This is a genomic window from Micromonospora sp. NPDC005413 (assembly GCF_040606435.1).
Taxonomy (GTDB): Bacteria; Actinomycetota; Actinomycetes; order Mycobacteriales; family Micromonosporaceae; genus Micromonospora.
The window spans coordinates 148,018-169,864 of sequence record NZ_JBEXEV010000006.1 but is presented as its reverse complement, the minus strand read 5'-3'; the positions used below and the strand labels follow the sequence as shown (position 1 = coordinate 169,864).

The window sequence follows — 21,847 nt, the reverse complement described above, 5'->3', positions numbered from 1 at the left end:
CCGACATCGGTGCGCCCGCCCCGCTGGGGTGGGACGGGCGCACCGCCCCCGTCGGATGTCGTCACCGACAACCCGGGTCGAGTCTGCTGGGCACCGCTGTCGATCCGCTCTCAGATCACTATCGCCTGTCCAAGGCGATCCGTGACCGCCGGACTACTCTGCTGGAAGTTGCACTACTGATGCGGGGGAGTAGATGCAGTTCGGGATCCTGGGGCCCCTGCGGGTCGGCGGTGGCGATTCCACCGTCACCGCGGGACGCGACCGGATCGTGCTCGCCATGCTGTTGTTGCGGGCCGGCCGGCTGGTGCCGGTCGACGAGCTGGTCGACGCGGTGTGGGAGGAGCATCCCCCGGCCACCGCCCGGGCACAGTTGCAGACCTGCGTGTCGCGGCTGCGGCGTCGTTTCGCCGAACTCGGGTTGGCACCGGAGACCATCGTCACCGACCCGGCGGGGTACGGCGTCCGCACCGCGACGACCAACCTGGACGCCGAGGTCTTCGCCCGGGGTGTGGAGGCAGCCCGGGCCGCGGTCGCAGCCGGTCGGCTGGCCGACGCGCGTACGCGATTCCGCGCCGCCCTGGCGCTCTGGCGCGGGCCGGCGCTCGGCGGTATCCCCAGCCGGAGCGTCCGCCGTCGCGCGCAGGCGCTCGACGAGCAGCGACTCACCGCGCTGGAGGAGTGCGTCGACATCGAGCTGCGCCTCGGTCAGGCAGCCGAGCTGATCGAGGAACTGGCCGAGAGCGTCGACCAGCATCCGCTGCGGGAGCGCTTGCGTGGCCAACTGATGCTGGCCCTGTCCTCGGTCGGGCGACAGGCCGACGCGCTCGCGGTCTACCGGGAGGGTCGGCGCATCTACGCCGACGAGCTGGGCATCGAACCGGGCGCCGAGTTGCAGGAGCTGCACCAACGGGTGCTCGCCGGCGACCTGGCCCTGGCCGGCCGGGAGACCCGACCAGTCGGCCCGGTCCGTTCCCTGCCCCGGGCGATCGGGGACTTCACGGGCCGGCACGACACGCTGGCCCGCCTGGTCAAGGAAATCGAGGAGGACGGCACCCAGATCCAGCTCATCGACGGGATGGCCGGCAGCGGCAAGACCACGCTTGCCGTACACGTCGCCACCGCGCTCGCAGACCGCTACCCGGACGCCCACCTCTTCATCGACCTGCACGGGCACAGCGAACGCCGACCGTTGACGCCGGCCACGGCCGTGAGCGCCCTGTTGCGCCAGCTCGGCGTGCCGGCGGAACGGGTGCCGGTCAACTCCGACGACCGGCTGGCGCTCTGGCGGACCGAGCTGGCCGGCCGGCGTGCGTTGGTCGTGCTGGACAACGCGGCCACCGCCGACCAGGTGACGCCGCTGCTGCCCAACGGCTCGCGCTGCCTGGTTTTGATCACCAGCCGCCGTCGGCTGGTCGGCGTGGACGAGGGACGGCCGTCGTCACTGCCCGTACTGGACGCCGACGAGGCGATCGAGTTGCTGGGTCGGGTGGCCGGTGCGGAGCGGGTCGCCGTCGAGCCCGAGGCGGCCGCCGAGGTGGCTCGCCGCTGCGGATACCTGCCCCTGGCGATCCGGCTGGCCGGTGCACGCCTGGCGCACCGGCCGCGCTGGCGGGTCGCCGACCTCGGCGAACGGCTGGTCGCCGGGGCGGGTCCCCTGGCCGAGCTGACCGCCGGGCAGCGCTCGGTGGGGCAGGCGTTCGCCCTGTCGTACGCACAGGTCACACCGCCGGCACAGCGGTTGTTCCGGCTGATCGGTCTGTATCCGGGCGCACGGCTGGACGACCGGGTGGCCGCCGCCCTCGCCGAATTGCCCCTGGCCGACACCCAGGACCTGCTGGACGAGCTTGTTGACGCGCACCTGGCGGAGGAGGTGCAGCCGGGCCGGTATCGGTTGCACGATCTGCTCCGCGAGTACGCCCGGCTGCTACTCATGCCCCCGGAGCGGCAGGCCGAACGGCGAGTAGCCCTGGAACGGCTGCTGGATTACCACCTGTCCGTCACGTTGGCGATCGCCAGGACGATCGAGGCGGCGGGTAGTCGCCGCAACATTCCAGCGAGTACGCCTGGTCGACCTGATCTGGTGGCCGTCCCGGTTTCCGAGGGGCAGGCGTGGTTCGAGGAGAACCTCGCCGGGCTCACCGCCCTCGTCCGGCTGGCCGAAGAGGAGGGCTTTCCGACTCAGTGCTGGCAGCTGGCACGAGCCTGTTGGCGGCTCAACTTCGACGGTGGGCACCTCGACGAGCTGATCGAGACCCACACGATCGGGCTTCGGGTCGCCGAGCGGCTCGGCGACGAGGCGGCGATCGCCTCGATGCTGAACTACCTCTCCTCGGCGTACTTCCGGCTGGCCCGTTTCCCGGAGGCGATCAGGTCGATGGAGGTGGCGCTCGAGCTGCGTCGGCGCCTCGGGCTGCGGGGCGACGTGCTCAGCACGCTCTGGAATCTCGGAATCTCGTACGCGGCGAACGGTGACTTCCGGCAGAGCAAGGCCAAGTTCGACGAGGCACTCGGCATGGCCGCCGGGCTGGGTGTCGCGACCGAGCTGACCAATCTGCAGAACAACCTGTGCGTTGCGCTGATCGCGTGGGGTCGGTACGACGAGGCGCTGCGCACCGCCCGGCACCACCTCCTCCTGGCCCGGCAGACGAAAGAGCCGCGGCAGTCCGCGAATGCGATCGGACATATCGGCCTGATCCGTCACCGGATGGGTGACCTGGGTCCGGCTCGTCGAATTCTGCGGCTCGCGCTGCACCTGAAGCGGAGCTTGGGCAATCGATTCGGTGAGGGCGAGGTGCTCAACGAACTCGGGGTGATTGAGCGCGCCGCGGGGCGGCCGGAGCGCGCCGCCGCACTGCACCGGGACGCGCTGGTAGCGATGATCGAGGTGGGCGACCGGATTGGCCAGAGCGCTTCGCGCAACCTGCTGGCTCGGGCGATCCTCGACCAGGGCGACGTCGCGAGCGCGCTCGACCTGCACCGCCGGGTGCTCGATGACGCCACTCGAATGGGTGCCCGCTACGAGCAGGCTCGGGCGCTGGAGGGCGTCGCCCGCTGCGTTCGGGACACCGACCCGGCTGCGGCGCGCGCACATCTGATCCGGGCGCTGTCCCTGTTCCGGCAGGTCGAGTCGCCGGACCAGCACGCGGTGGAGCGGCTGCTGGCCGAGTTGGGCTGACGGATCATCTGCGAGTCGGCCACGGGCGCGGCAGGATGGTACGCGTGACGACTCCAGAGGCGACCGGTTACCGCATCGAACGCGACTCGATGGGCGAGGTGGAGGTGCCCGCCGAGGCGCTGTGGCGGGCGCAGACCCAACGGGCAGTGCAGAACTTCCCGATCTCCGGTCGAGGCCTCGAGCCGGCCCAGATCAAAGCCCTCGCACAGATCAAGGGCGCGGCGGCCGAGGTCAACGGCGAGTTGGGCGTGATCGACGCCAACGTGGCCGCCGCCATCGCCGCCGCCGCCGCGCACGTGGCCGACGGTGGCTACGACGACCAGTTCCCGGTGGACGTGTTCCAGACCGGCTCGGGCACGTCGTCGAACATGAACACCAACGAGGTGATCGCCACCCTGGCCACTCGGGAGTTGGGCCAGGACGTGCACCCGAACGACCACGTCAACGCCTCCCAGTCCAGCAACGACGTCTTTCCGTCCTCGATCCACCTGGCGGCCACCCAGTTCATCGTCGAGGACCTGCTGCCGTCCCTGGCTCACCTGGCGTCGGCGCTGGAGGCCAAGGCGGCGGAGTTCGAGACGGTGGTCAAGGCCGGGCGTACCCACCTGATGGACGCCACCCCGGTCACCCTGGGTCAGGAGTTCGGCGGGTACGCCGCCCAGGTCCGCTATGGCGTCGAACGGCTGGAGGGCTCCCTGCCCCGGCTGGCCGAGCTGCCGCTGGGCGGCACCGCCGTGGGCACCGGGATCAACACCCCGCTCGGCTTCGCCGCCGCCGTGATCGGCAAGTTGCGCGAGTCGACCGGGTTGCCGCTGTCCGAGGCGCGCAACCACTTCGAGGCGCAGGGCGCCCGGGACGCGCTGGTGGAGACCTCGGGGCAGCTGCGCACCGTGGCGGTCGGCCTCTACAAGATCGCGAACGACATCCGCTGGATGGGTTCCGGCCCTCGTGCCGGCCTGCGTGAGCTGCGCATCCCCGACCTCCAGCCCGGCTCGTCGATCATGCCGGGCAAGGTCAACCCGGTGGTCGCCGAGGCGATGCGGCAGGTCTGCGCACAGGTGATCGGCAACGACGCGACGGTTGGCTTCGCCGGCTCGCAGGGCGACTTCGAGCTGAACGTCATGCTGCCCGTGATGGGCCGCAACCTGCTGGAGTCGATCCGGCTGCTCTCCGCGGCGAGCCGGCTGTTCGCCGACCGGCTGGTGGTCGGCCTGGTCGCGGACGCCGAGGTCTGCCTGGCGTACGCCGAAGGGTCGCCGTCGATCGTCACCCCGCTCAACCGCTACCTGGGGTACGACGAGGCCGCGTCGATCGCCAAGGAGGCGCTGGCCAAGCAGGCCTCCATCCGGGAGGTGGTGATCTCCCGGGGCCACGTCGATTCCGGCAAGCTCACCGAGACCCAGTTGGACGAAACCCTGGACCTGCTCCGGATGACCCATCCCTGACCCGCGGGGTTCGGGCCGTCGTGTGGGTTGAGTCGGTACAGGTCGGCGGCCGCGTCGTGCAGGACCGTGCACAGGTAGATGCTCAACGCGATCCGGTCGTGCGCGTACTCCTGGTGCAGGGTGAGCCGGGCGACCGGGCACGGCCAGGGCGCGGCGCAGACCCGGCAGAGCCAGAGCGGGCGCAGGGGCAGGTGCGGTCGCCGTAGCGGCCTGGTCTGGTCGTCCGGGGCGCTCCGGGTCATGGTGCGGCCTTCCTTTGGAGCTGAATCGTTTGCGGCATCACCTGCCGCATCCAAGATCGCGCTCGATCCTGGATGTATTGGTCTCCGCCCGCCAGGACCCCACTATTTCCACGATCGAGCACGCTCTTGCGGGGCCGGTCGGCGTGGCTGGGGTGGGACCGCCCGGCCGGGGGAGCGGGCGGTCCCGTGCGGCGCCGACAGACCCGGGGGACGGGGAGCGGTTCCGCACTTCACAGTCCGGTGATCAGGCGACTACGGTCGGAAGGGTTTGGCCGCGTCGGGAAGTACCTGGACCTCGTCGACCGCGCCCTGGACACCGGCGGCCTCTTCGGCCGGATGTCGACAGAGCTGGTCAGCCTGGACAAGGCCCAGGTTTGGCTGCGCGGCTGGCGCAAGATCCTCGCGGAGGCCCGTGCGCTGCGGTGGTTCGACCCGCTGCACGTTCCTGGGCTGCTGCAGACCGACGGATATGCGCGCGCCATCTTCGAGTCCGACCGCCTGCTGGACGCTGATGAAGTTGAGCGCCGGCTGACGGACAGGCTGGACAGCCAGCGAGTTCTCTACGAGAACCGGTCGCCACACCTCGTCGCGGTGGTCGATGAGGCGGTTCTGCGGCGGTGCGTCGGTGGTCGGAAGGTGATGTGCGAGCAGCTTCTGCACCTGGCACAGTCGGCGACTGAGCACCCGAGGGTTCAGCTGCATGTCGTGCCGCACACCGCCGAGGAATATCCCGGCCTGAACGGGCCGTTCATCCTTGCCACGCTTGCCGACCACAGCGACCTTGCCTACCTCGGTGGTCAGACAGGTGGTCAGGAACTCGACCGACCAGCCGATCTGCTCCGTCTGCAGTGGACCTGGGAAGCGACCCTCGGGCAGGCCTTGCCACCGCAGGAGTCGATCGAGTTGCTGAGGGAAGTGGCGGAGTCGTGGAGTTGACCCGAGCCCGATGGCGGAAGAGCAGCCGGAGCGGTTCCAACGACCAGTGCGTCGAGGTGGCTACGAATCTGGGGGACGTGGTCGGGGTGCGAGACAGCAAGGACCCGGACGGGCCCGTGCTCGCCGTCGACGCGTACTCCTGGCGGCTCTTCGTGGTCGCGCCCCCGCGCTGACGCGACCGCCTCGCGGGCGGCGGCGGTCCGGGTTCCCGCGCAACTTCGCCGAAGTTGCTGTTTCGGTGCGGCCTGAGGCAGCAGTTTCGCCGATGTTGCGCGGATCTTGCGAGCGGCGGCGGCCCCGGGTAAACGGCTCGACGGTGTCGCCGGGCGGCGGGATGATCCGGCCATGGGTGGGGATGACGCGGCGCTGCCTGCGGGGACTGAGCGGTTGCGGTTGCGGCGGCTGACGGTGGCTGACGCGGACGCGTTGGTCGAGCTGGACAGTGATCCCGAGGTGATGCGGTTCCTCACCGGTGGCGTCGCCACTCCGTTGGCCAGTGTTCGCGATGAGCAGTTGCCGAGGCTGCTGGCCCAGTACGACCGGCACCCCGGGCTGGGGCGCTGGGCAGCGCTCGACCGGGAGACCGGTGACTTCCTGGGCTGGTTCGCACTCGACCCGTCGGCAGACGGCACCGAGGCGGAGCTGGGCTACCGGCTGCGCCGCTCGACGTGGGGGCGAGGGCTGGCCACCGAGGGTTCCCGGGCGCTGGTCCGGTACGCCTTCGACACCGTCGGGGTGCGGCGGGTCTGGGCCGAGACGATGACGGTCAACGACCGGTCCCGGCGGGTGATGGTCAAGGCCGGGCTGCGCCACGTGCGTACCTTCCACCTCCAGTGGGACGACCCGATCCCGGGCACCGAGCACGGCGAGGTGGAGTACGAGTTGCGGGCCGAGGAGTGGTCAGCCGTCGGTCAGGAGCGGCCGGCCGCCCGACGGGCGCGGTAGGCGGTCACTGCGGCGCGGTTGCCGCAGCCGGCCTCGCAGAACCGTCGCGACCGGTTGCGGGAGAGGTCGACGACCACGTTGTCGCAGTCCGGGTACTCGCAGATCCGCAGCCGGCTCAGCTCGCGTGCGCGGACCAGGTCGGCCACCGCCATCGCCGCCTCCACCGCGATCCGGGTGGCCAGCGGCGCGTCGCGGGGCACGGCGTGCAGGTGGTACGGCTCGTCGTCGTGCTCAATGAGCTGGGGCAGCGCCCGGTGTTCGAGCAGCAGGCCGTTGACCACCGCGACGATCTCGGGCGGCTCGGCGTACCAGATGCGGCGCAGCCGAGGCCGTAGGTCCCGGACGGCGCGCAACTCCGCGTCGGTGTGCTCGTGCCGCCCGCTGTAGGTGTGTCGGAGGAAGAACGCGTCCAGCGCGGCGATGTCGGGCAGCAACTCGCCGTCCCGACCCGCGGTGTTGACCAGCGCGGCAGCGGCGATCAGCGAACATTGGGTGTCATGAGCGAACAGCAACTTGACTCCTGTCACAGGTGCCGCCTAGCGTAATCGGCACAAGAATAGTTTGCTCATGACACGGTGCCATCCCGAGGAGCGCGACATGCACTCACGACCTGCCGCCGGTGCCGGGCTGGCGCTGCTCTCCGCAGTCACCTTCGCCACCTCGGGCACCTTTGCGCGATCGCTCATCGACGCCGGCTGGTCGGCCGGGTCCGCGGTGATCGCCCGGGTCGGCGTGGCGGCCCTGGTGCTGGCGATCCCCGCCCTGCTGTCGCTGCGGGGCAGGTGGCATGTGCTGCGGAGCAACGCCGCAGCTATCGGGATGTTCGGGCTGCTCGGGGTGGCGCTGGCCCAGGTCTGCTTCTTCAACGCCGTGCGTTACCTGCCGGTCGGTGTCGCGCTGCTGCTGGAGTACCTGGGCGTCATCCTCGTCGTTGGCTGGATGTGGCTCCGGCACGGGCAGCGTCCCCGCCAGCTCACCGTGGCCGGGTCGGTGGCCGCCCTGGCCGGGCTGGCGTTCGTGCTCGATCTCGCCGGCACCGCCGACTTCCACCCGGTGGGCGTGCTCTGGGGTCTGGGCGCGGCATTCGGCCTGGCCGGCTACTTCGTGCTCGCCGGCCGGGTCGATCCTCGGCTGCCCTCGGTCGCCATGGCGAGTGGTGGAATGGCCGTCGGTGCCGCCGTGCTGCTCCTCATCGGGCTGGCCGGCCTGCTGCCGCTGCACGCCACCTTCGGCGAGGTCACCTTCGCCGGCCAGTCCACCAGCTGGTTGCTGCCCATCGCGGGGCTCTCCCTGGTGGCCGCCGTCATCGCGTACCTGGCCGGGATCGCCGGCACCCGCATCCTCGGCCCCCGGCTGTCGTCCTTCGTCGGGCTGACCGAGGTGCTCTTCGCGGTGCTGATCGCCTGGCTGTTCCTGAACGAGCTGCCCACCGGCTGGCAGCTGTTCGGCGGCGCGCTGATCGTCGCCGGGGTCGCGCTGGTGCGCCTCGACGAGCTGCGCGGGTCGCCGTCGCCGTCCGCGCCTGTTGCCCCTGAGCCCGTGCTGGCGCTCGACGGTCGGTGAGACAGTGGGCACCGTGCCGACCACTGTGGTGTTCGACGCCGACGAGACCCTGCTGGATCTGCGCCCGGCGGTGACCGGCGGACTGGTCGCCGTCCTCGACGACATGCGGCGGCGCACCTCGGCGGCGGCCGGGGTGACGCTCGCCGAACTGGAGTCCGACTGGGGCGCGGTCTTCGGCGAGTTGCGGGCCGCCCCGGTGGCGGAGATCCGCCGCGCCGCGCTGGCCCGGTCGCTGGCCCGCGCCGGGCTGGACGACCACCTGAACGAGGTCGCGGCTCTCTTCTTCGCCCGCCGGTTCGCCCTCACCCGACCGTTCCCGGACGTGCCGCCGGCACTGGCCGCGCTGCGCGACCGGTACACCCTGGGCTTCGCCACCAACGGCAACAGCCGCGCCGAACGCTGCGGGCTCGTCGGTGAGTTCGCCTTCGAGGTGTACGCGCACGAAAACGGCCTGCCCAAGAAGCCCGCCCCGGAGTTCTACGCTGCGGTGGTCGCGGCGGCCGGGGTGCCAGCCGGGCAGATCGTGTACGTCGGTGACTCGTGGGAGCACGACGTGGTGGCGCCCCGGCGGGCCGGCCTGCGATCGGTGTGGTTGAACCGGCACGGCCTGCCTCGCCCGGTCGGGTTCGTGCCCGATGCCGAAGTGTCCAGCATGGCCGACCTGCCGGCCGCGCTCGCTCATCTGCCTATCGATGCCGGTGGTGTCCGCGTCGAACTGAGCGGATGAAGGAGAGATTCACCGCCATAACGGGCGCTCACCTGGCGTAAACCCGCATGTTGTTGTGTGATGGCTGCCACGTCCCTCAACGAGAGGATCCGATGTGGTGAGCACGCGCTTCACCGCCGGTGCTGTCGCGACCGCGGCAGTGCTGGCACTTACGGCTTCGGGGCTGGGTGTACCGGCCAGCGCCGCGCCGAGCAACTCCCGCACCTTCACAGTCGTCGCCGAGGACGGCGTCGCCGCCGACACGGCGGTCGCCGCTATCCGAGCAGCCGGCGGCACGGTGGTGTCCCGGTCCGACGAGGTCGGCATGTTCCAGGTCACCAGCGACCGGGCCGACTTCGCGGCCAGGGCGATCGCAGCCCCGACGCTGATCGGTGCCGCCGAGCAGAAGGCGATCGGCCGCAAGCCGAAGCTGGACCGGGTCGAGCAGGAGCACCTGTTGGCCGCTGCCGGCGCTGCTGCTGCTGGTGCCGCTGCCAAGAAGGGCGCCAAGCTGGACCCACTCGACGACAAGCTCTGGGGCCTGGAGATGATCCGGGCCGACAAGGCCCGCAAGATCGAGCCAGGTGACCGGCGCGTGACCGTCGGCGTACTGGACACCGGCGTCGACGCCAGCAACCCGGACATCGCGCCAAACTTCAACTGGTCGCTGTCGCGCAACTTCGCGCCGGACCTGACCGACGTGGACGGCCCCTGCGAGGTGCCGAGCTGTCTCGACCCGGTCGGCACCGACGACGGCGGGCACGGCACCCACGTGGCCGGCACCATCGGCGCCGCGGCCAACGGCTTCGGCCTCTCCGGTGTTGCCCCGAACGTCTCGCTGGTCGAGCTCAAGGGTGGCCAGGACTCCGGCTACTTCTTCCTCGACCCGGTGGTCAACGCCCTGGTCTACGCCGGCCGATCCGGGATCGACGTGGTCAACATGTCGTTCTACGTCGACCCGTGGCTCTACAACTGCACCGCCAACCCCGCCGACTCGCCGGAGGACCAGGCCGAGCAGCGGGCCATCATCAAGGCGATGAAGCGGGCGCTGGTCTTCGCTCACAACAAGGGCGTCACCCTGGTCGGTGCGCTCGGCAACGGCAACGATGACCTGGGCGCACCCCGTACCGACGTCAGCAGCCCTGACTACGGTGCCGACCCGTACCCCCGGCCGATCGACAACGAGAGCTGCTGGGACCTGCCCACCGAGGGCCCGCACGTGATCGGTGTGTCGTCGGTCGGCCCGTCCGGCAAGAAGTCGGACTTCTCCAACTACGGCACCGAGCAGATCTCCGTCGCCGCCCCGGGCGGTTGGTTCCGGGACGGCTTCGGCACGGACACGTTCCGTACCGACGCCAACATGATCCTCTCCTCGTACCCGAAGCACGTGCTTCAGGAGGAGGGCTCGGTCGACGCCGACGGCAACATCGTCGCCGGCTTCGAGGACTCGGTCTTCAAGCAGTGCAAGGCCAACGGTGAGTGTGGCTACTACACCTACCTGCAGGGCACCTCGATGGCGTCCCCGCACGCCGCCGGTGTCGCCGCGCTGATCGTCAGCCGGTACGGCAAGCCGGAGCGCCGGGGCGGCTTCGGGATGTCGCCGGACCTGGTCGAGCAGCACCTCTACCGGACGGCGGCCGAGCACGCCTGCCCGGAGCCGCGGCTGCAGCAGTATCGCAATGAGGGCCGGGACGAGACCTACGACGCGTACTGCGCCGGTGGGGTCAACTTCAACGGCTTCTACGGCTACGGGATCGTCGACGCCTACGCGGCGGTGAAGACCCCGCTCAAGCCGAACGCCCGCCCGTAAGGCACCGCCTCGGGGCCTGGTCGACGATCGTCGACCGGGCCCCGCTGGCGTTCCCGGGTCATCAGCGTCGCGGGCTCGCTGGCGTGCCCGGGCCCGTTGGCGCTCCCAACTGGTCGGCGCTCCGGGCTGGCGGTCCCGGGCCCCGCTGGCGTTCCCGGTTCCTCCCCGGCCATGATCGACTCCGGATCGCCGACATTGCGTTATCCGGCTCCTGGGATGCCGCCACGTCGGCGATCTGGTGTCGATCAACTCTTGAGGTGATCACCTGCGCCAGCCGCGGGAGATCAGGGCCGACCGGACTTCGCTCAGAACGGCCGGGAAGTCGTTCTGCAGCCGCCGGCTGGTCACGTGCAGCACCAACCAACCCGCACCGACGAGCAGGTTGAGCCGTTGACGGTCGCGGTGCAGTTGCTCGGGGTCAGAGTGCCAGCGGCCGTCGTACTCCACGGCCACTCGGAACTCGGGCCAGGCCAGATCGGGGTGCAGCACGAGCCCGCCAGCCAATTGGATCGGGTGCTGGGCAACCGGCCGGGGTAGCCCGCCCAGCACCAGACGTACCCGTAGTTGCGACTCGGGCGGCGACTGCGCGCCCGGATCGGCCAGATCGAAAACCCAGCACGCCCGTCGGCCACCCGGCCGGTCCGCGTTGGCGGTGCTGACGGCGGTCAGCGCAGCCCGGGTGGTCAAGCCGCTCGCGAGCAGCGAGTCGACGATGGCGACCGCGCGCAGCGGGTCCAACCAGGCGGCGGTCTCCCACGCCGCAGAGGACGGATCCGTGCGGCGGAGTGTGGGGTTGCTCCGCGTGCCGGGTAGAGCCGTCATCGGCGTGGGCGGCGGTAGGTCCGCAACCACACCAAGGCCCGGGGTCGCAGGAACGTCGGCACCGGCCAGGTGCACGCGTAGGCCGCGTTGAGAGTCGACGCGGCCGACCCTCGGCACCAGAACGTGCACGTCGTCGTCGAAGCTGGCGGCGTGCTCGATGCCATGGAGATAGGCCGAGGAAGGCCCAGCGATCATCGCCCCCGGCGGCAGCCGCATCGTTGCCGCCCGGCAGGCCAGCCCGTGGTCACGATCGAGGCGGGCGTCGGCGTACACATCGTGCCGAAGGCGGACCCAGGACGAGCCGCGTAGCTGGTGTCTGGTGACCAGGCCTCGTCGGATCACGTCGGAACCGCGAAAGACCTGCCAGACGAGGGCGGGAGGCCGGTGGGGGCGAGGAGGCATGCGGCCAGCGTCCGACCCCCGGCATGGCGTCCGATACCCCTGTGGACAGCGCCCGACGGTCACGCGTCCCGCGCCTGTGGACGACTGCCAGGCACCCCGATCGAAGTGCTATACGGCGAGATCATCACGACGTCGGCGAGGTGGCGCTATCGATCGGCGCGGATGCCGCACTATCGGCGATGTGGAGTCGATCAAGCCGGCGCCGCGGGTGGGAGGGTGTCCGGGAGTCAGCGGAGGGCGGTGGCGATGGCCGCAGCGGCGGTCAGCACCTGGGGGCCGATCGTGCCGACGTCCAGCGGGGCGAGCGCGACCACGCCGACGCTGGCCTCCAACCCTGCTACGCCGAGCACAGGCGCGGCCACCCCGTACGCCCCGGCCTGCAACTCCCCGCTGCTGCTCACCAATTCCGCCACCCCGGCTCGACCGGCCAGGATGGCCCGGCCCGCCGCGCCCCGGTCCAGCGGATGCCGTGCCCCGGCCCGGTACGCGACGTGGAACGACGTCCAGCTCGGCTCGACCACGGCCAGGGCGACACCCTCGCCGCCCTCGACCACGGTCAGATGCGCGGTCGCGCCGGCCTGCTCGGCGAGGCGGCGTAGCGCGGGCAGCGCACCCTCGGCGAGCAACGGCTGAGCGCGTCGGGCCAGGTGCAGCAACCCGGCGCCGAGGCGCAGCCGGCCGTCGCCGTCTCGGCGCAGCATGCCGTGCCCGGTCAGCGGGCCGACCAGCCGGTAGACGGCCGCCCGGCCGACGCCGAGTCGGTTGGCGGCCTCGGTGACGGTCAGTCCTCCCGAGGCGTCGGCGACCAGGTGCAGCAGCCGTAACCCTCGGTCGAGGGTCTGCGACGTCTCCCCGACCCGCCCGGCGACGGCGTCGGCCTGCCCCGTGACGGCGTCGGCCTGCCCCGTGACGGCGTCGGCCTGCCCCGCGACGGCGTCGGCCTGCCTGCCAACCGCGTCGGCCTGCCCGGCAACCGCGTCGACGGCGGCGCTGGGGTTGGCCGGCGGTTCGCCGGAGCGTGCGGTCGCATCCACGCCTGGCAGCGTACGACCAGGCACCGGCGGACCCGGACAGGCACGGACAGCTACCCTTGTACGGTGACGCTACGCCTGTATGACACCGCCACCCGATCGGTGCGGGACTTCGTCCCGCGGGAAGCCGGCAAGGTGGGGGTCTACCTGTGTGGTCTCACCCTCCAGGCCCCGCCGCACATCGGTCACCTTCGCTCCGGTGTCAACTATGACGTGCTGCGCCGCTGGCTGCTGGCCGCCGGCTACGAGGTCACCTTCATTCGCAACCTGACCGACATCGACGACAAGATCCTGGTCAAGGCGGGCGAGCAGGGCCGACCGTTCTGGTCGATCGCGTACGCCAACGAGTTGATCCTCGCCGAGTCGTACCGGGCGTTGAAGGTGTTGCCGCCCACCTACGAGCCGCGCGCCACGGGGCACATCCCGGAGATGCACGAGCTGATCACGAAGTTGATCGCCGACGGGCACGCGTACCCGGCCACCGACGGCTCCGGCGACGTCTACTTCGACGTGGCGTCCTGGCCGGCGTACGGCTCGCTGTCGAATCAATCCCCCGACGCGATGCAGTCGGCCGGTGACGCCCCCGACCGGGGCAAGCGGGACCCGCGCGACTTCGCGCTCTGGAAGGGCGCCAAACCGGACGAGCCGGCGGACGCCTACTGGCCGTCGCCGTGGGGGCTGGGCCGCCCGGGCTGGCACATCGAGTGCTCGGCGATGTGCTGGCGGTATCTCGGCCCGGAGTTCGACATCCACGGCGGTGGGCTGGACCTGACGTTCCCGCACCACGAGAACGAGCTCGCCCAGTCCCAGGCGGCCGGGCTGCCGTTCGCCCGCTACTGGGTGCACCACGGGCTGCTCAGCATCGGTGGGGCCAAGATGGGCAAGTCCGCTGGCAACGCGCTCGGCCTGGCATACGTGGACTCGCTCGGGGTGCGGCCGGTGGAGCTGCGCTACTACTACGCCGCCGCGCACTACCGCTCATTGATCGACTACTCGGAGGATTCGCTCCGCGAGGCGGCGACCGCGTACCGCCGGATCGAGGGTTTTGTGCAGCGGGCGGCTGAGCGCGTCGGTGCCGGGCAGTTCGGTGAGCTGCCGGCCGGCTTCGTCGCGGCGATGGACGACGACCTCAACACGTCCGCCGCGCTGGCCGTGCTGCAACAGCACCTTCGGGACGGCAACACCGCGCTGAGCACCGGCGACGATGTGACCGTCCGCACCACGCTGGCCGTGGTACGGGCGATGCTGGATATCCTCGGGATCGACCCTCTCGACCCGGCCTGGACCGGTGGCGGCCGCTCGGACGATCTGCGTGCCGTGGTGGACTCCCTGATCGCGCTGGCCCTGGAACAGCGCGCGCAGGCCCGGGGCCGCAAGGACTGGGCTGCCGCCGACGCGGTACGCGACCAGCTCAAGCTGGCCGGCGTGGTGGTCGAAGACACCCCCCAGGGACCCCGTTGGACTATTGGAGAGCAGGACTGATGGCCGGCAACTCGCAGCGCCGTGGCCGGCGACTGACGTCGAAGGCGGGGGCCCCCAAGGGCACCGGCGGCAAGAACAAGGACTCGTTGGCTGGGCGGGGGCGCACCCTGCCCGCCGATGAGCGGCCGTGGCACAAGGGCTACTCGGGCACCGAGAAGCTGCCCCAGCGCACCGCCTGGAAGCAGGACAAGGAGCGCCGCGCCGCCTCCGAGGAGGGGCGCGCTCCGAAGATCGGTCAGCCGGGCAGCAAGGACACCACCTGGGGCAGGGGCGGCGGTCGGGGCGTGCCGGTCGGCCGGGGTGCCACCGGCGGCCGGGGCGGCAAGCCCACCGGGCGGTCCGGCCCTCGGGTCGCACCGGGGCGCAAGTCCAACCCGAGCAAGGACACCCCGGAGCTGTTGGTCGGGCGTAACCCGGTGGTGGAGGCGCTGCGCGCCCTGGTGCCGGCGACGGCGCTCTACGTCGCCCAGGGCATCGACACGGACGACCGGATCAACGAGATCATCCGGACCGCCGCCGACCGCGGCATCGCCAACCTGGAGATCAGCCGGGCCGAGCTGGACCGGATGACCGGCGGGGTGCTGCACCAGGGCGTCGGGCTGCAGGTGCCGCCATTCGCGTACCAGCCGTTCGAGGACCTGGTCGCCGCTGCCCTGGAGCAGCAGGCTCCGCTGCTGGTCGCGCTGGACGGTGTCACCGACCCGCGCAACCTGGGTGCCGTGATCCGGTCGGCCGCCGCGTTCGGCGCGCAGGGTGTCTTCGTACCCGAACGGCGGGCCGCCGGGATCACCGCGACGGCCTGGCGGACCAGTGCCGGCGCGGCCGCGCGGGTGCCCGTGGCGCAGGTGACCAACCTGACCCGGTCGCTGAAGGCGTGTCAGAACGCCGGCTTCATGGTGGTCGGCCTGGACGCCGACGGCGACACCGACCTCTACGACCTGGAGGCCGCGGTCGGGCCACTGGTGGTGGTGGTCGGTTCCGAGGGGCGCGGGCTTTCCCGCCTGGTCGGGGAGACCTGCGACCTGACCGTCAGCATCCCGATGATCTCTGAGGTCGAGTCGCTCAACGCCAGCGTGGCCGCCGCGGTCACTCTGGCCGAGGTCTCCCGTCGGCGGGCCGCCGAGCTGTAACAGCCTCGACGCGGCCCCTTCCCCGCTGGGGGAGGGGCCTTCGTCGTGTCCGGGGCTGCTAGATCTGATGAGTCCAGGCGACGAAGAGCAGCGCACCGGCCAGCGCGATCAGCAGCACGGTCGGGATCAGCCAGGGCGCGCGCCGCTCCCCGTCGAGACCGCGGGTCAGCCGCTGGTGCACGGCGGCGATGCCGATCAGCGCGGCCAGCGCGGCGGCGGACAGCGGCAGGCCGACGAGGAAGTGCGCCAGCCACGCGCCGGCCCGGGTCGGACCACCCCAGGAATGGTCGTACGGACCGGGGTCCACCACGCCGTACAGCACGCCGCGCAGCACCATCAGCAGTGTGACGCCGAGCGGCAGCAGTGCCATGGCGCCGAGGAGCAGGCTGAACAGCGCGTGGCTGAACACCGCGGCCAGGCCCGGTCGCCGGCTGGGCGCGGCGGTCGGCGGCGCCCCGAGCAGCCCGGTGCGCAGGGCCCGCCAGCGGGCGACAGCGGCACCGGTTCCGCCCACCGGTGCGCTCACCAGCGCGAGCAGGGCGACCGGCACCAGCGTCGCGCAGTAGGCGAGGCTGCGGCCGGCGAGGCGGGCCGTTCGGTACGGCCGGGAACGGGTGGTCGGCGCAGCGGCGGAGGTGGCGAGAATGGCGGGCACGGCGTCTCCTCGGGTTCGGGTTGCCGTGACGGTACGAGCGGGCCTCGCCGTGCCGAGTCACTCCCGAGAGCCACCTTCGCGCTGGCTCCGCAGGGGCAGAGCCGACCGCCGGTACGACGACAGGGGCGGCCCGCCGAAGCGGACCGCCCCTGTCGGTACGGCGTTACGTCAGATCCGGCCGCCGGTGGTGGCGTGGAAGACGTGGCTGCGACCGACGGCCGGCCTGACGAACACGGTGTCACCCATGTTCGGCATGTTGCGCCGGTCGGTACGGACGACGAAGCGCTCCGAGTTGCCACCCAGTGCGGCGTGGCCGTAGACGTTGGCGTCCGAGCCGAGGTCCTCGACGAGCTCGACCACGACCGGCATGCCGCCCTCGGTCGGGCTGACCAGCTCGCAGTCCTCCGGGCGGAAGCCCACGGTGACCTTGCCGTCGCCACCCTCGGCACGGGCCGCCTCGACCTGCTCCCGGGTCAGCGGGATGTGCAGCTCGGCGAACTCGGCGCCCTTCTCGTTCAGCGGAACGGTCTTGATGTTCATGGCGGGAGAGCCCATGAAGCCGGCGACGAACACGTTGGCCGGGGTGTCGTAGAGCGCCCGCGGGGTGTCCACCTGCTGCAGGACACCGTCGAGCAGCACCGCGACCCGGTGACCCATGGTCATGGCCTCGACCTGGTCGTGCGTGACGTAGACCGTGGTGACGCCCAGCTTGGCCTGCAGCGACGCGATCTGGGTGCGGGTCTGCACGCGCAGCTTGGCGTCGAGGTTCGACAGCGGCTCGTCCATGAGGAAGACCTGCGGCTCGCGGACGATCGCCCGGCCCATCGCGACACGCTGACGCTGACCACCGGAGAGCGCCTTCGGCTTGCGGCCGAGGTATTCCTCCAGCTGGAGCAGGCCGGCCGCTTCCTTGACCCGCCGGTCGATCTCCGACTTGGAGGTCTTACGCAGCTTGAGGGCGAACGCCATGTTCTCGTACACCGTCATGTGCGGGTAGAGGGCGTAGTTCTGGAAGACCATCGCGATGTCGCGGGCCTTCGGGGGGAGGTGCGTGACGTCACGCTGGTCGATGTAGATCGAGCCGGCGTCGACGTCTTCCAGACCGGCGAGCATCCGCAGGCTGGTGGACTTGCCGCAACCAGAGGGGCCGACCAGAACGAGGAACTCGCCGTCGCCGATCTCAAGGTCCAACTCGTTGACGGCGGGACGCTCTTGGCCCGGGTAGACCCGGGACGCCTTGGAATAAGTGACCGTAGCCATGGTGAAGCGCTTCCTTTCACCGGCAGGAACGTGCCGGACGATCCGAGTGAAGGAGCGACCGGCACGTGTCCGTGCCGGTCAGCGGACGGCGGCTCGGTCGCGAGGGCGCCGGGCTGTCGTCCGTGTCACTGCACGGTAAACGGGTTTACCCGCCCTGCCAAGGCGGGGAGCGTCTCACGCAACCCATTGCCTACGCATTCCGGTCACTCCGGCACGGTCGGACATCAATCGACGCGCGGCCTAGCGACGTCGAGGCGTACGGGCGTCGGGTTGCTGACGTTTCCCATGCTCGGGAGGCCTCGCGAGCGGGATATCCGGACGTCAGTCGCTATGCTGACCCCGACGCACGCGCCCCTGTAGCTCAGCTGGCCAGAGCACTCGCCTTGTAAGCGAGATGTCGCCGGTTCGATCCCGGCCGGGGGCTCCAATTTCATCAGGCTATTCCCGATGGGCACAGCCGCGAGTCGACCGGTTGACAGCAACGCTCACCACGTGCTCGTTCATCGAACGTGGTATCTGTTCATGTCCGGATGGATTCCGGGGTCGGTTTCCTGGCTCAGGACACCATGCCCGGTCAGGACGGCATCGGTGCGCTGCTGGGGCACCGCAGCCGCTTCCTGCGGCGCCTGCGGTGCGGACGGGACGCGGCGCGGGTAGAGGTTGCGCAGGAACCTCTCCACCGGGTGTTCGACCCACCGGTAGCAGGCCCACGCCAGGGCGATGCCCAGCACCGCCCAGACCAGGAGAACCTTGAGGTTCGTCCAGCTTGCGGGGCTGGTCTTCACCGTGCCCATCAGCCAGTAGATGACCGACAGGTGGACCAGGTAGAAGGCGTAGGACCAGGTGCCGAGGGCGACCAGTGGTTTGCTCCGGAAGACCGAGGGCCGCCCGGAGATGTCGCGGATCGCTGCCGCGAGCACCACCAGCACGCAGGCGGGCACCAGACCCTGCTGCGACCAGTGCGCACCCCACCAGCCCTGCTGCGCACCCCACCACAGCAACAGCACCGATGCCGGCACCGATGACAGGGCGAGCCACAGGTTGACTCTCGGCCGCCATCCGCGGAGAAGTGCGGCGGCGGTGATCATTCCCAGCAGGAATTCGATGAATCGGATCGGCGGGAAGCGCAGGAACCAGGAGAGCTGGATCCAGTACTGCTCCGGGTCGATCAAATCCTGGACGATGAACCAGTAGGCCCACTCGATGGCCATGCCGATCGCAGCGAGGATCGCGAGCGCCGGCAGCCGCAGTCGCAGCAGTGGCCGGATGACGAACGGGAAGAGCAGGTAGAAGAAGGCTTCGCAGGCGACCGACCACGCCACCGGGTTGGCGACGAGGTGGGCCGCCGGGGGGAACCACGACTCGGTCAGCGACAGGCTCAGCAGGGTGCGCTTCCAGGAGTCGTGCCAGCCCTGGTCGAAGGCCACCCAGGCGATGACGGTGCTGACTGCGAGCGCGGGCCAGACCCGGGCGAACCGGCGCCAGTAGAACGTCCCGGTGCTCACCGCGGGGGAGAACGACCAGGTCAGCACGAAGCCCGAGAGAACGTAGAAGAACGTGACCCCGGCGTCACCGAATCGGAAGAAGTCACCGAGCCTGATGTCATAAACCGTTGGCAGCTTGATGATCTGGTTCGCGTGGAACAGGAATACGGCGAACGCGGCGAACCAGCGCAGCCCGGTCAGTGATTCGACCCGGGGCATGCGGTCTTTGGGAGAACTCATCGTGATGTGGCACCTTTTGGGGCATCCGCCTGACCGGGGGTCGGCTGGCGCTCCCGGCATGATGCCAGGTTTCCGCGGCCTTGGCGGACCACAACCGCCCGGCCGTTGCGAGCGCGGCGCCGCCCAACGGGTCTGGCGGCGGTCGGCGGTAGCCTGGGCCTGGCAACGAGCGGAGCGGGACGGGGGCGGATGAGTCGCGCGGTGGAGGAGTCGAACCGGGCGATGCTGCGTGCCCGGGACGCGATGGACCGGGCGTACGCCGAGCCTTTGGACATCCCCGCGCTGGCCCGGATCGCGCACGTCTCCGAGGCGCACTTCATCCGGACCTTCCGGGCCACCTTCGGCGAGACCCCGCACCGCTACCTGCAACGTCGCCGGGTCGAGCGGGCGATGTCGTTGCTGGTGGACACCGGGCGGGACGTCACCGAAATCTGCTTCGCGGTCGGCTTCAGCAGCCTGGGCACGTTCAGCCGGACGTTCCGGGAGATCGTCGGGGAGTCACCCACGAACTTCCGCCGACGCGCCATGCCAACCAACGTGCCGTCGTGCTTCACCAAGGCCTGGACCCGACCCAGCAGTTTTGGATAAGCAGCAGGTCACGGTCCACGTCTAGCGTGATTGCCATGACGATGAACGCGATCAGCCGCTCCCAGATCTACGTCCTCGACCAGGACGAGGCACTTGACTTCTACGTGAACAAGCTCGGCATGGAGCTCAACACCGACCAGGACCTCGGCTTCATGCGCTGGCTGACGGTCAACCTGCCCGGTGACCCGGAGCGCGAGATCCTGCTGGAGAAGCCGGGTCCGCCGGCGATGGACCCGGCCACCGCGGCGCAGGTCCGGGAGTTGCTCACCAAGGGGGCGCTGGGCGGCGCGCTCTTCATGACCACCGACGACGCCCACAAGACGTACGCGGAGCTGGTGGCGAAGGGTGTCGAGATCACCGACGAGCCGACCGAGCGCCCGTACGGGATCGACTTCGGAATTCGGGACCCGTTCGGTAACCGGATCCGCGTCGGCCAGATGTTCCCCCGGGCGTAGGGGAGCGGACCGATGAGCCAGGCCGCACCTTTCCCCGTGGTACGACCGGCCTCCGTCGGTCGGGACCGTGCGCTGCTGGCCGGCGGTGTGCTCGCTGGCCCGATCTTCGCCGCTTCGGCGCTGCTCCAGGGGTTCACCCGGGACGGCTTCGACTTCCGGCGGCACCCGGTCAGCGTGTTGAGCACCGGTGAGCTGGGTTGGATCCAGATCGCCACGTTCCTGGTCACCGGAGTGCTCTGCGTGCTGGCGGCCGGGGCGCTCCGGCGCTCCACCGACACCGGTTCGGTCTGGGTGCCCCGGCTGCTCGCCCTGTACGGGCTGGGCATGGTGGGGGCGGCGATCTTCAGCGCCGACCCGGCCGACGGGTTCCCCGTCGGCACGCCTCGGGGCGCCGGCCAGATCAGTTGGCACGGCGGCCTGCACTTCCTGGTGGCGGCGGTCGCCTTCGTCTCGCTGATCGTGGCGATGGTGGTCGCCGGTCGCCGTGCCGCGCGGCGTGGGTCGAGGGGTCGGGCCGGGTTCAGCCTGGCGACCGGGGCCTTCTTCGCGGTGGCCTGGGTGGCGCTGATGGTCCGCCCGGCTCCGGCCGTCATGGTGGCGTTCGGCATGGCGGTGACGGTCGGTTGGGTGTGGGTGTCGGTCACCTTCGCGCGAGCGGCATCCGGCCAGGTCGACTGAACCGGCTGCCGTCACACCGGGAGGCACGGGTATTTTCCCGTGCCTCCCGGTGTGTTCAGGTTCGCCGGCCAGGTCAGTGAGGGAGCCTCCGTGGCCGACCTGCCGCCGGAGTTGCGTGGCACCGGCCTGCCCTCGGACTACCTGGTCTGAGTGGCCCGTAGCAGCAGTTCAACCAGAGCCCGCGTGGCCGGCGGCGGGGTTGTCTCGGTGGGGCAGTCGACGTAACCGGTCTCGATCGTGCCGACGGTGAGCTGGTAGCTGAACGCGTCCGCGCAGGCGCTCGATGGGGTCGTTTGACGCGCCTCGGCGGCCAGCCGGGGGTCGGCCGCCAGCCCCGTCAGGCCGCCGAGGTCGGCAGGGTTGAGGCGGCCGGTACGCCGGCTGCCGGCCCGGTCCACCGCGGTCCACTGGCCGTCCGGCTCGACGGTCACGACGTCACCGCGGCCGGCGAAGCCGCCGGAGCGCTTCAGCATCACCCGGCTGGCCGCGGCGCTGACCGTGGAGGCGACCGTGGGGGCGATGGTTGCCGGCGGAGCATCGGTGGCCGGGGCGGTCGGGGTCGTGCCGGGGGTGCTCGGCCGCTGGTCAGGGGTGGTGCCGGCCCCGTCGGTGCTGGTGCAGCCGGCCAGGAGAGCGACCAGTAGCGCGATCGTGACGCCGGTTGTCGAGGCGGGTCTCATGTCCATCGGACGCGCTGAACCGGCCGTTGGTTCCCTTGTCAAGACCCTCATCCGAACGGCCATTGTCGATGTCCGGGAGCCGTCCAGGGCTTCTCTTTTCTTCAACACATGGCTATAT

Annotated in this window: 20 protein-coding genes, 1 tRNA gene and 1 pseudogene; 14 read left to right on the top strand and 8 right to left on the bottom strand. The window is 70.7% G+C overall.

The window, feature by feature from the left end:
- The first annotated feature begins 193 nt into the window (after positions 1-193).
- A complete protein-coding gene (locus tag ABZS37_RS10945) occupies positions 194-3,175 on the top strand; it encodes a BTAD domain-containing putative transcriptional regulator (RefSeq protein WP_355167729.1) in 2,982 nt (993 codons plus the stop codon).
- Positions 3,176-3,210: 35 nt separating this feature from the next.
- Positions 3,211-4,620, top strand: a complete 1,410-nt coding sequence (locus tag ABZS37_RS10940) for a class II fumarate hydratase (protein WP_355167727.1) — start codon at positions 3,211-3,213, stop codon at positions 4,618-4,620.
- Positions 4,621-4,625: 5 nt separating this feature from the next.
- On the opposite strand, the pseudogene ABZS37_RS10935 reads toward ABZS37_RS10940, so the two are convergent.
- Positions 4,626-4,862, bottom strand: a pseudogene (locus tag ABZS37_RS10935) (hypothetical protein); the annotation flags it as partial.
- Between the two features lie 240 nt (positions 4,863-5,102).
- On the opposite strand from ABZS37_RS10935, the gene ABZS37_RS10930 reads away from it, so the two are divergent.
- From ABZS37_RS10930 to ABZS37_RS10920, 3 genes are all read left to right on the top strand, one after another.
- A complete protein-coding gene (locus tag ABZS37_RS10930) occupies positions 5,103-5,798 on the top strand; it encodes a DUF5753 domain-containing protein (protein ID WP_355167725.1) in 696 nt (231 codons plus the stop codon).
- Positions 5,789-5,971, top strand: a complete 183-nt coding sequence (locus ABZS37_RS10925; RefSeq protein WP_355167723.1) for a DUF397 domain-containing protein — start codon at positions 5,789-5,791, stop codon at positions 5,969-5,971. Before ABZS37_RS10930 ends, ABZS37_RS10925 begins: the two co-directional genes overlap by 10 nt.
- Before the next feature lie 172 nt (positions 5,972-6,143).
- Positions 6,144-6,743 (top strand): GNAT family N-acetyltransferase, encoded by a 600-nt coding sequence (locus tag ABZS37_RS10920; RefSeq protein ID WP_355167721.1) that lies wholly within the window; start codon positions 6,144-6,146, stop codon positions 6,741-6,743.
- Here ABZS37_RS10920 and ABZS37_RS10915 read toward each other — a convergent pair.
- Positions 6,710-7,255, bottom strand: a complete 546-nt coding sequence (locus ABZS37_RS10915; protein WP_355167719.1) for a CGNR zinc finger domain-containing protein — start codon at positions 7,253-7,255, stop codon at positions 6,710-6,712. The genes ABZS37_RS10920 and ABZS37_RS10915 overlap by 34 nt on opposite strands.
- 85 nt (positions 7,256-7,340) lie before the next feature.
- Here ABZS37_RS10915 and ABZS37_RS10910 point away from each other — a divergent pair, with 85 nt between their 5' ends.
- The 3 genes from ABZS37_RS10910 to ABZS37_RS10900 all read left to right on the top strand — a co-directional run bounded on the left by ABZS37_RS10910 (position 7,341) and on the right by ABZS37_RS10900 (position 10,822).
- Positions 7,341-8,306, top strand: a complete 966-nt coding sequence (locus ABZS37_RS10910; RefSeq protein WP_355167717.1) for a DMT family transporter — start codon at positions 7,341-7,343, stop codon at positions 8,304-8,306.
- Positions 8,307-8,319: 13 nt separating this feature from the next.
- Positions 8,320-9,033 (top strand): HAD family hydrolase, encoded by a 714-nt coding sequence (locus tag ABZS37_RS10905; RefSeq protein ID WP_355167715.1) that lies wholly within the window; start codon positions 8,320-8,322, stop codon positions 9,031-9,033.
- 97 nt (positions 9,034-9,130) lie between these two features.
- Positions 9,131-10,822: a S8 family serine peptidase gene (locus ABZS37_RS10900; protein ID WP_355167713.1), complete on the top strand. Its 1,692-nt coding sequence runs from the start codon at positions 9,131-9,133 to the stop codon at positions 10,820-10,822.
- Positions 10,823-11,083: 261 nt separating this feature from the next.
- Here ABZS37_RS10900 and ABZS37_RS10895 read toward each other — a convergent pair whose 3' ends face one another.
- Together ABZS37_RS10895 and ABZS37_RS10890 are read right to left on the bottom strand one after the other, a co-directional pair.
- Complete coding sequence (locus tag ABZS37_RS10895; RefSeq protein ID WP_355167711.1) at positions 11,084-12,046, bottom strand: DUF559 domain-containing protein; 963 nt, start codon at positions 12,044-12,046, stop codon at positions 11,084-11,086.
- A 227-nt stretch (positions 12,047-12,273) separates the two neighbouring features.
- Positions 12,274-13,080, bottom strand: coding sequence for a helix-turn-helix domain-containing protein (locus tag ABZS37_RS10890; protein WP_355167709.1), 807 nt, complete (start codon positions 13,078-13,080; stop codon positions 12,274-12,276).
- Positions 13,081-13,143: 63 nt separating this feature from the next.
- Between ABZS37_RS10890 and cysS the strand changes: the two genes are divergently transcribed.
- Positions 13,144-14,559: a cysteine--tRNA ligase gene (gene cysS / locus ABZS37_RS10885; RefSeq protein WP_355167707.1), complete on the top strand. Its 1,416-nt coding sequence runs from the start codon at positions 13,144-13,146 to the stop codon at positions 14,557-14,559.
- Positions 14,559-15,689 (top strand): 23S rRNA (guanosine(2251)-2'-O)-methyltransferase RlmB, encoded by a 1,131-nt coding sequence (gene rlmB / locus ABZS37_RS10880; protein WP_355167705.1) that lies wholly within the window; start codon positions 14,559-14,561, stop codon positions 15,687-15,689. The genes cysS and rlmB overlap by 1 nt, the downstream gene beginning before the upstream one ends.
- A 58-nt stretch (positions 15,690-15,747) precedes the next feature.
- Here the strand turns inward: rlmB and ABZS37_RS10875 are convergent, their stop codons facing one another.
- Complete coding sequence (locus ABZS37_RS10875; RefSeq protein ID WP_355167703.1) at positions 15,748-16,344, bottom strand: hypothetical protein; 597 nt, start codon at positions 16,342-16,344, stop codon at positions 15,748-15,750.
- A 168-nt stretch (positions 16,345-16,512) separates the two neighbouring features.
- A complete protein-coding gene (gene ugpC / locus ABZS37_RS10870) occupies positions 16,513-17,604 on the bottom strand; it encodes a sn-glycerol-3-phosphate ABC transporter ATP-binding protein UgpC (protein WP_355167701.1) in 1,092 nt (363 codons plus the stop codon).
- A 350-nt stretch (positions 17,605-17,954) separates the two neighbouring features.
- Between ugpC and ABZS37_RS10865 the strand changes: the two genes are divergently transcribed.
- A tRNA-Thr gene (locus ABZS37_RS10865) sits at positions 17,955-18,031 on the top strand.
- Positions 18,032-18,104: 73 nt separating this feature from the next.
- Here the strand turns inward: ABZS37_RS10865 and ABZS37_RS10860 are convergent.
- Positions 18,105-19,328 carry an acyltransferase gene (locus ABZS37_RS10860; protein WP_355167699.1) on the bottom strand — a complete coding sequence of 408 codons (1,224 nt, stop codon included), beginning with the start codon at positions 19,326-19,328 and terminating at the stop codon, positions 18,105-18,107.
- Between the two features lie 189 nt (positions 19,329-19,517).
- Between ABZS37_RS10860 and ABZS37_RS10855 the strand changes: the two genes are divergently transcribed.
- From ABZS37_RS10855 to ABZS37_RS10845, 3 genes are read left to right on the top strand one after another with little or no spacing between them, the layout of a single operon-like run.
- The gene (locus tag ABZS37_RS10855; RefSeq protein ID WP_354994521.1) at positions 19,518-19,916 is read left to right on the top strand and encodes an AraC family transcriptional regulator; all 399 of its coding nucleotides are present in this window, start codon (positions 19,518-19,520) and stop codon (positions 19,914-19,916) included.
- A 35-nt stretch (positions 19,917-19,951) separates the two neighbouring features.
- Complete coding sequence (locus ABZS37_RS10850; RefSeq protein ID WP_354994520.1) at positions 19,952-20,371, top strand: VOC family protein; 420 nt, start codon at positions 19,952-19,954, stop codon at positions 20,369-20,371.
- Between the two features lie 12 nt (positions 20,372-20,383).
- Positions 20,384-21,049 carry a DUF998 domain-containing protein gene (locus tag ABZS37_RS10845; protein WP_355167697.1) on the top strand — a complete coding sequence of 222 codons (666 nt, stop codon included), beginning with the start codon at positions 20,384-20,386 and terminating at the stop codon, positions 21,047-21,049.
- A 137-nt stretch (positions 21,050-21,186) separates the two neighbouring features.
- Here ABZS37_RS10845 and ABZS37_RS10840 read toward each other — a convergent pair whose 3' ends face one another.
- On the bottom strand, positions 21,187-21,735 hold the full coding sequence (locus tag ABZS37_RS10840; protein ID WP_355167695.1) for a hypothetical protein: 549 nt from the start codon (positions 21,733-21,735) through the stop codon (positions 21,187-21,189).
- Positions 21,736-21,847 lie beyond the last annotated feature (112 nt).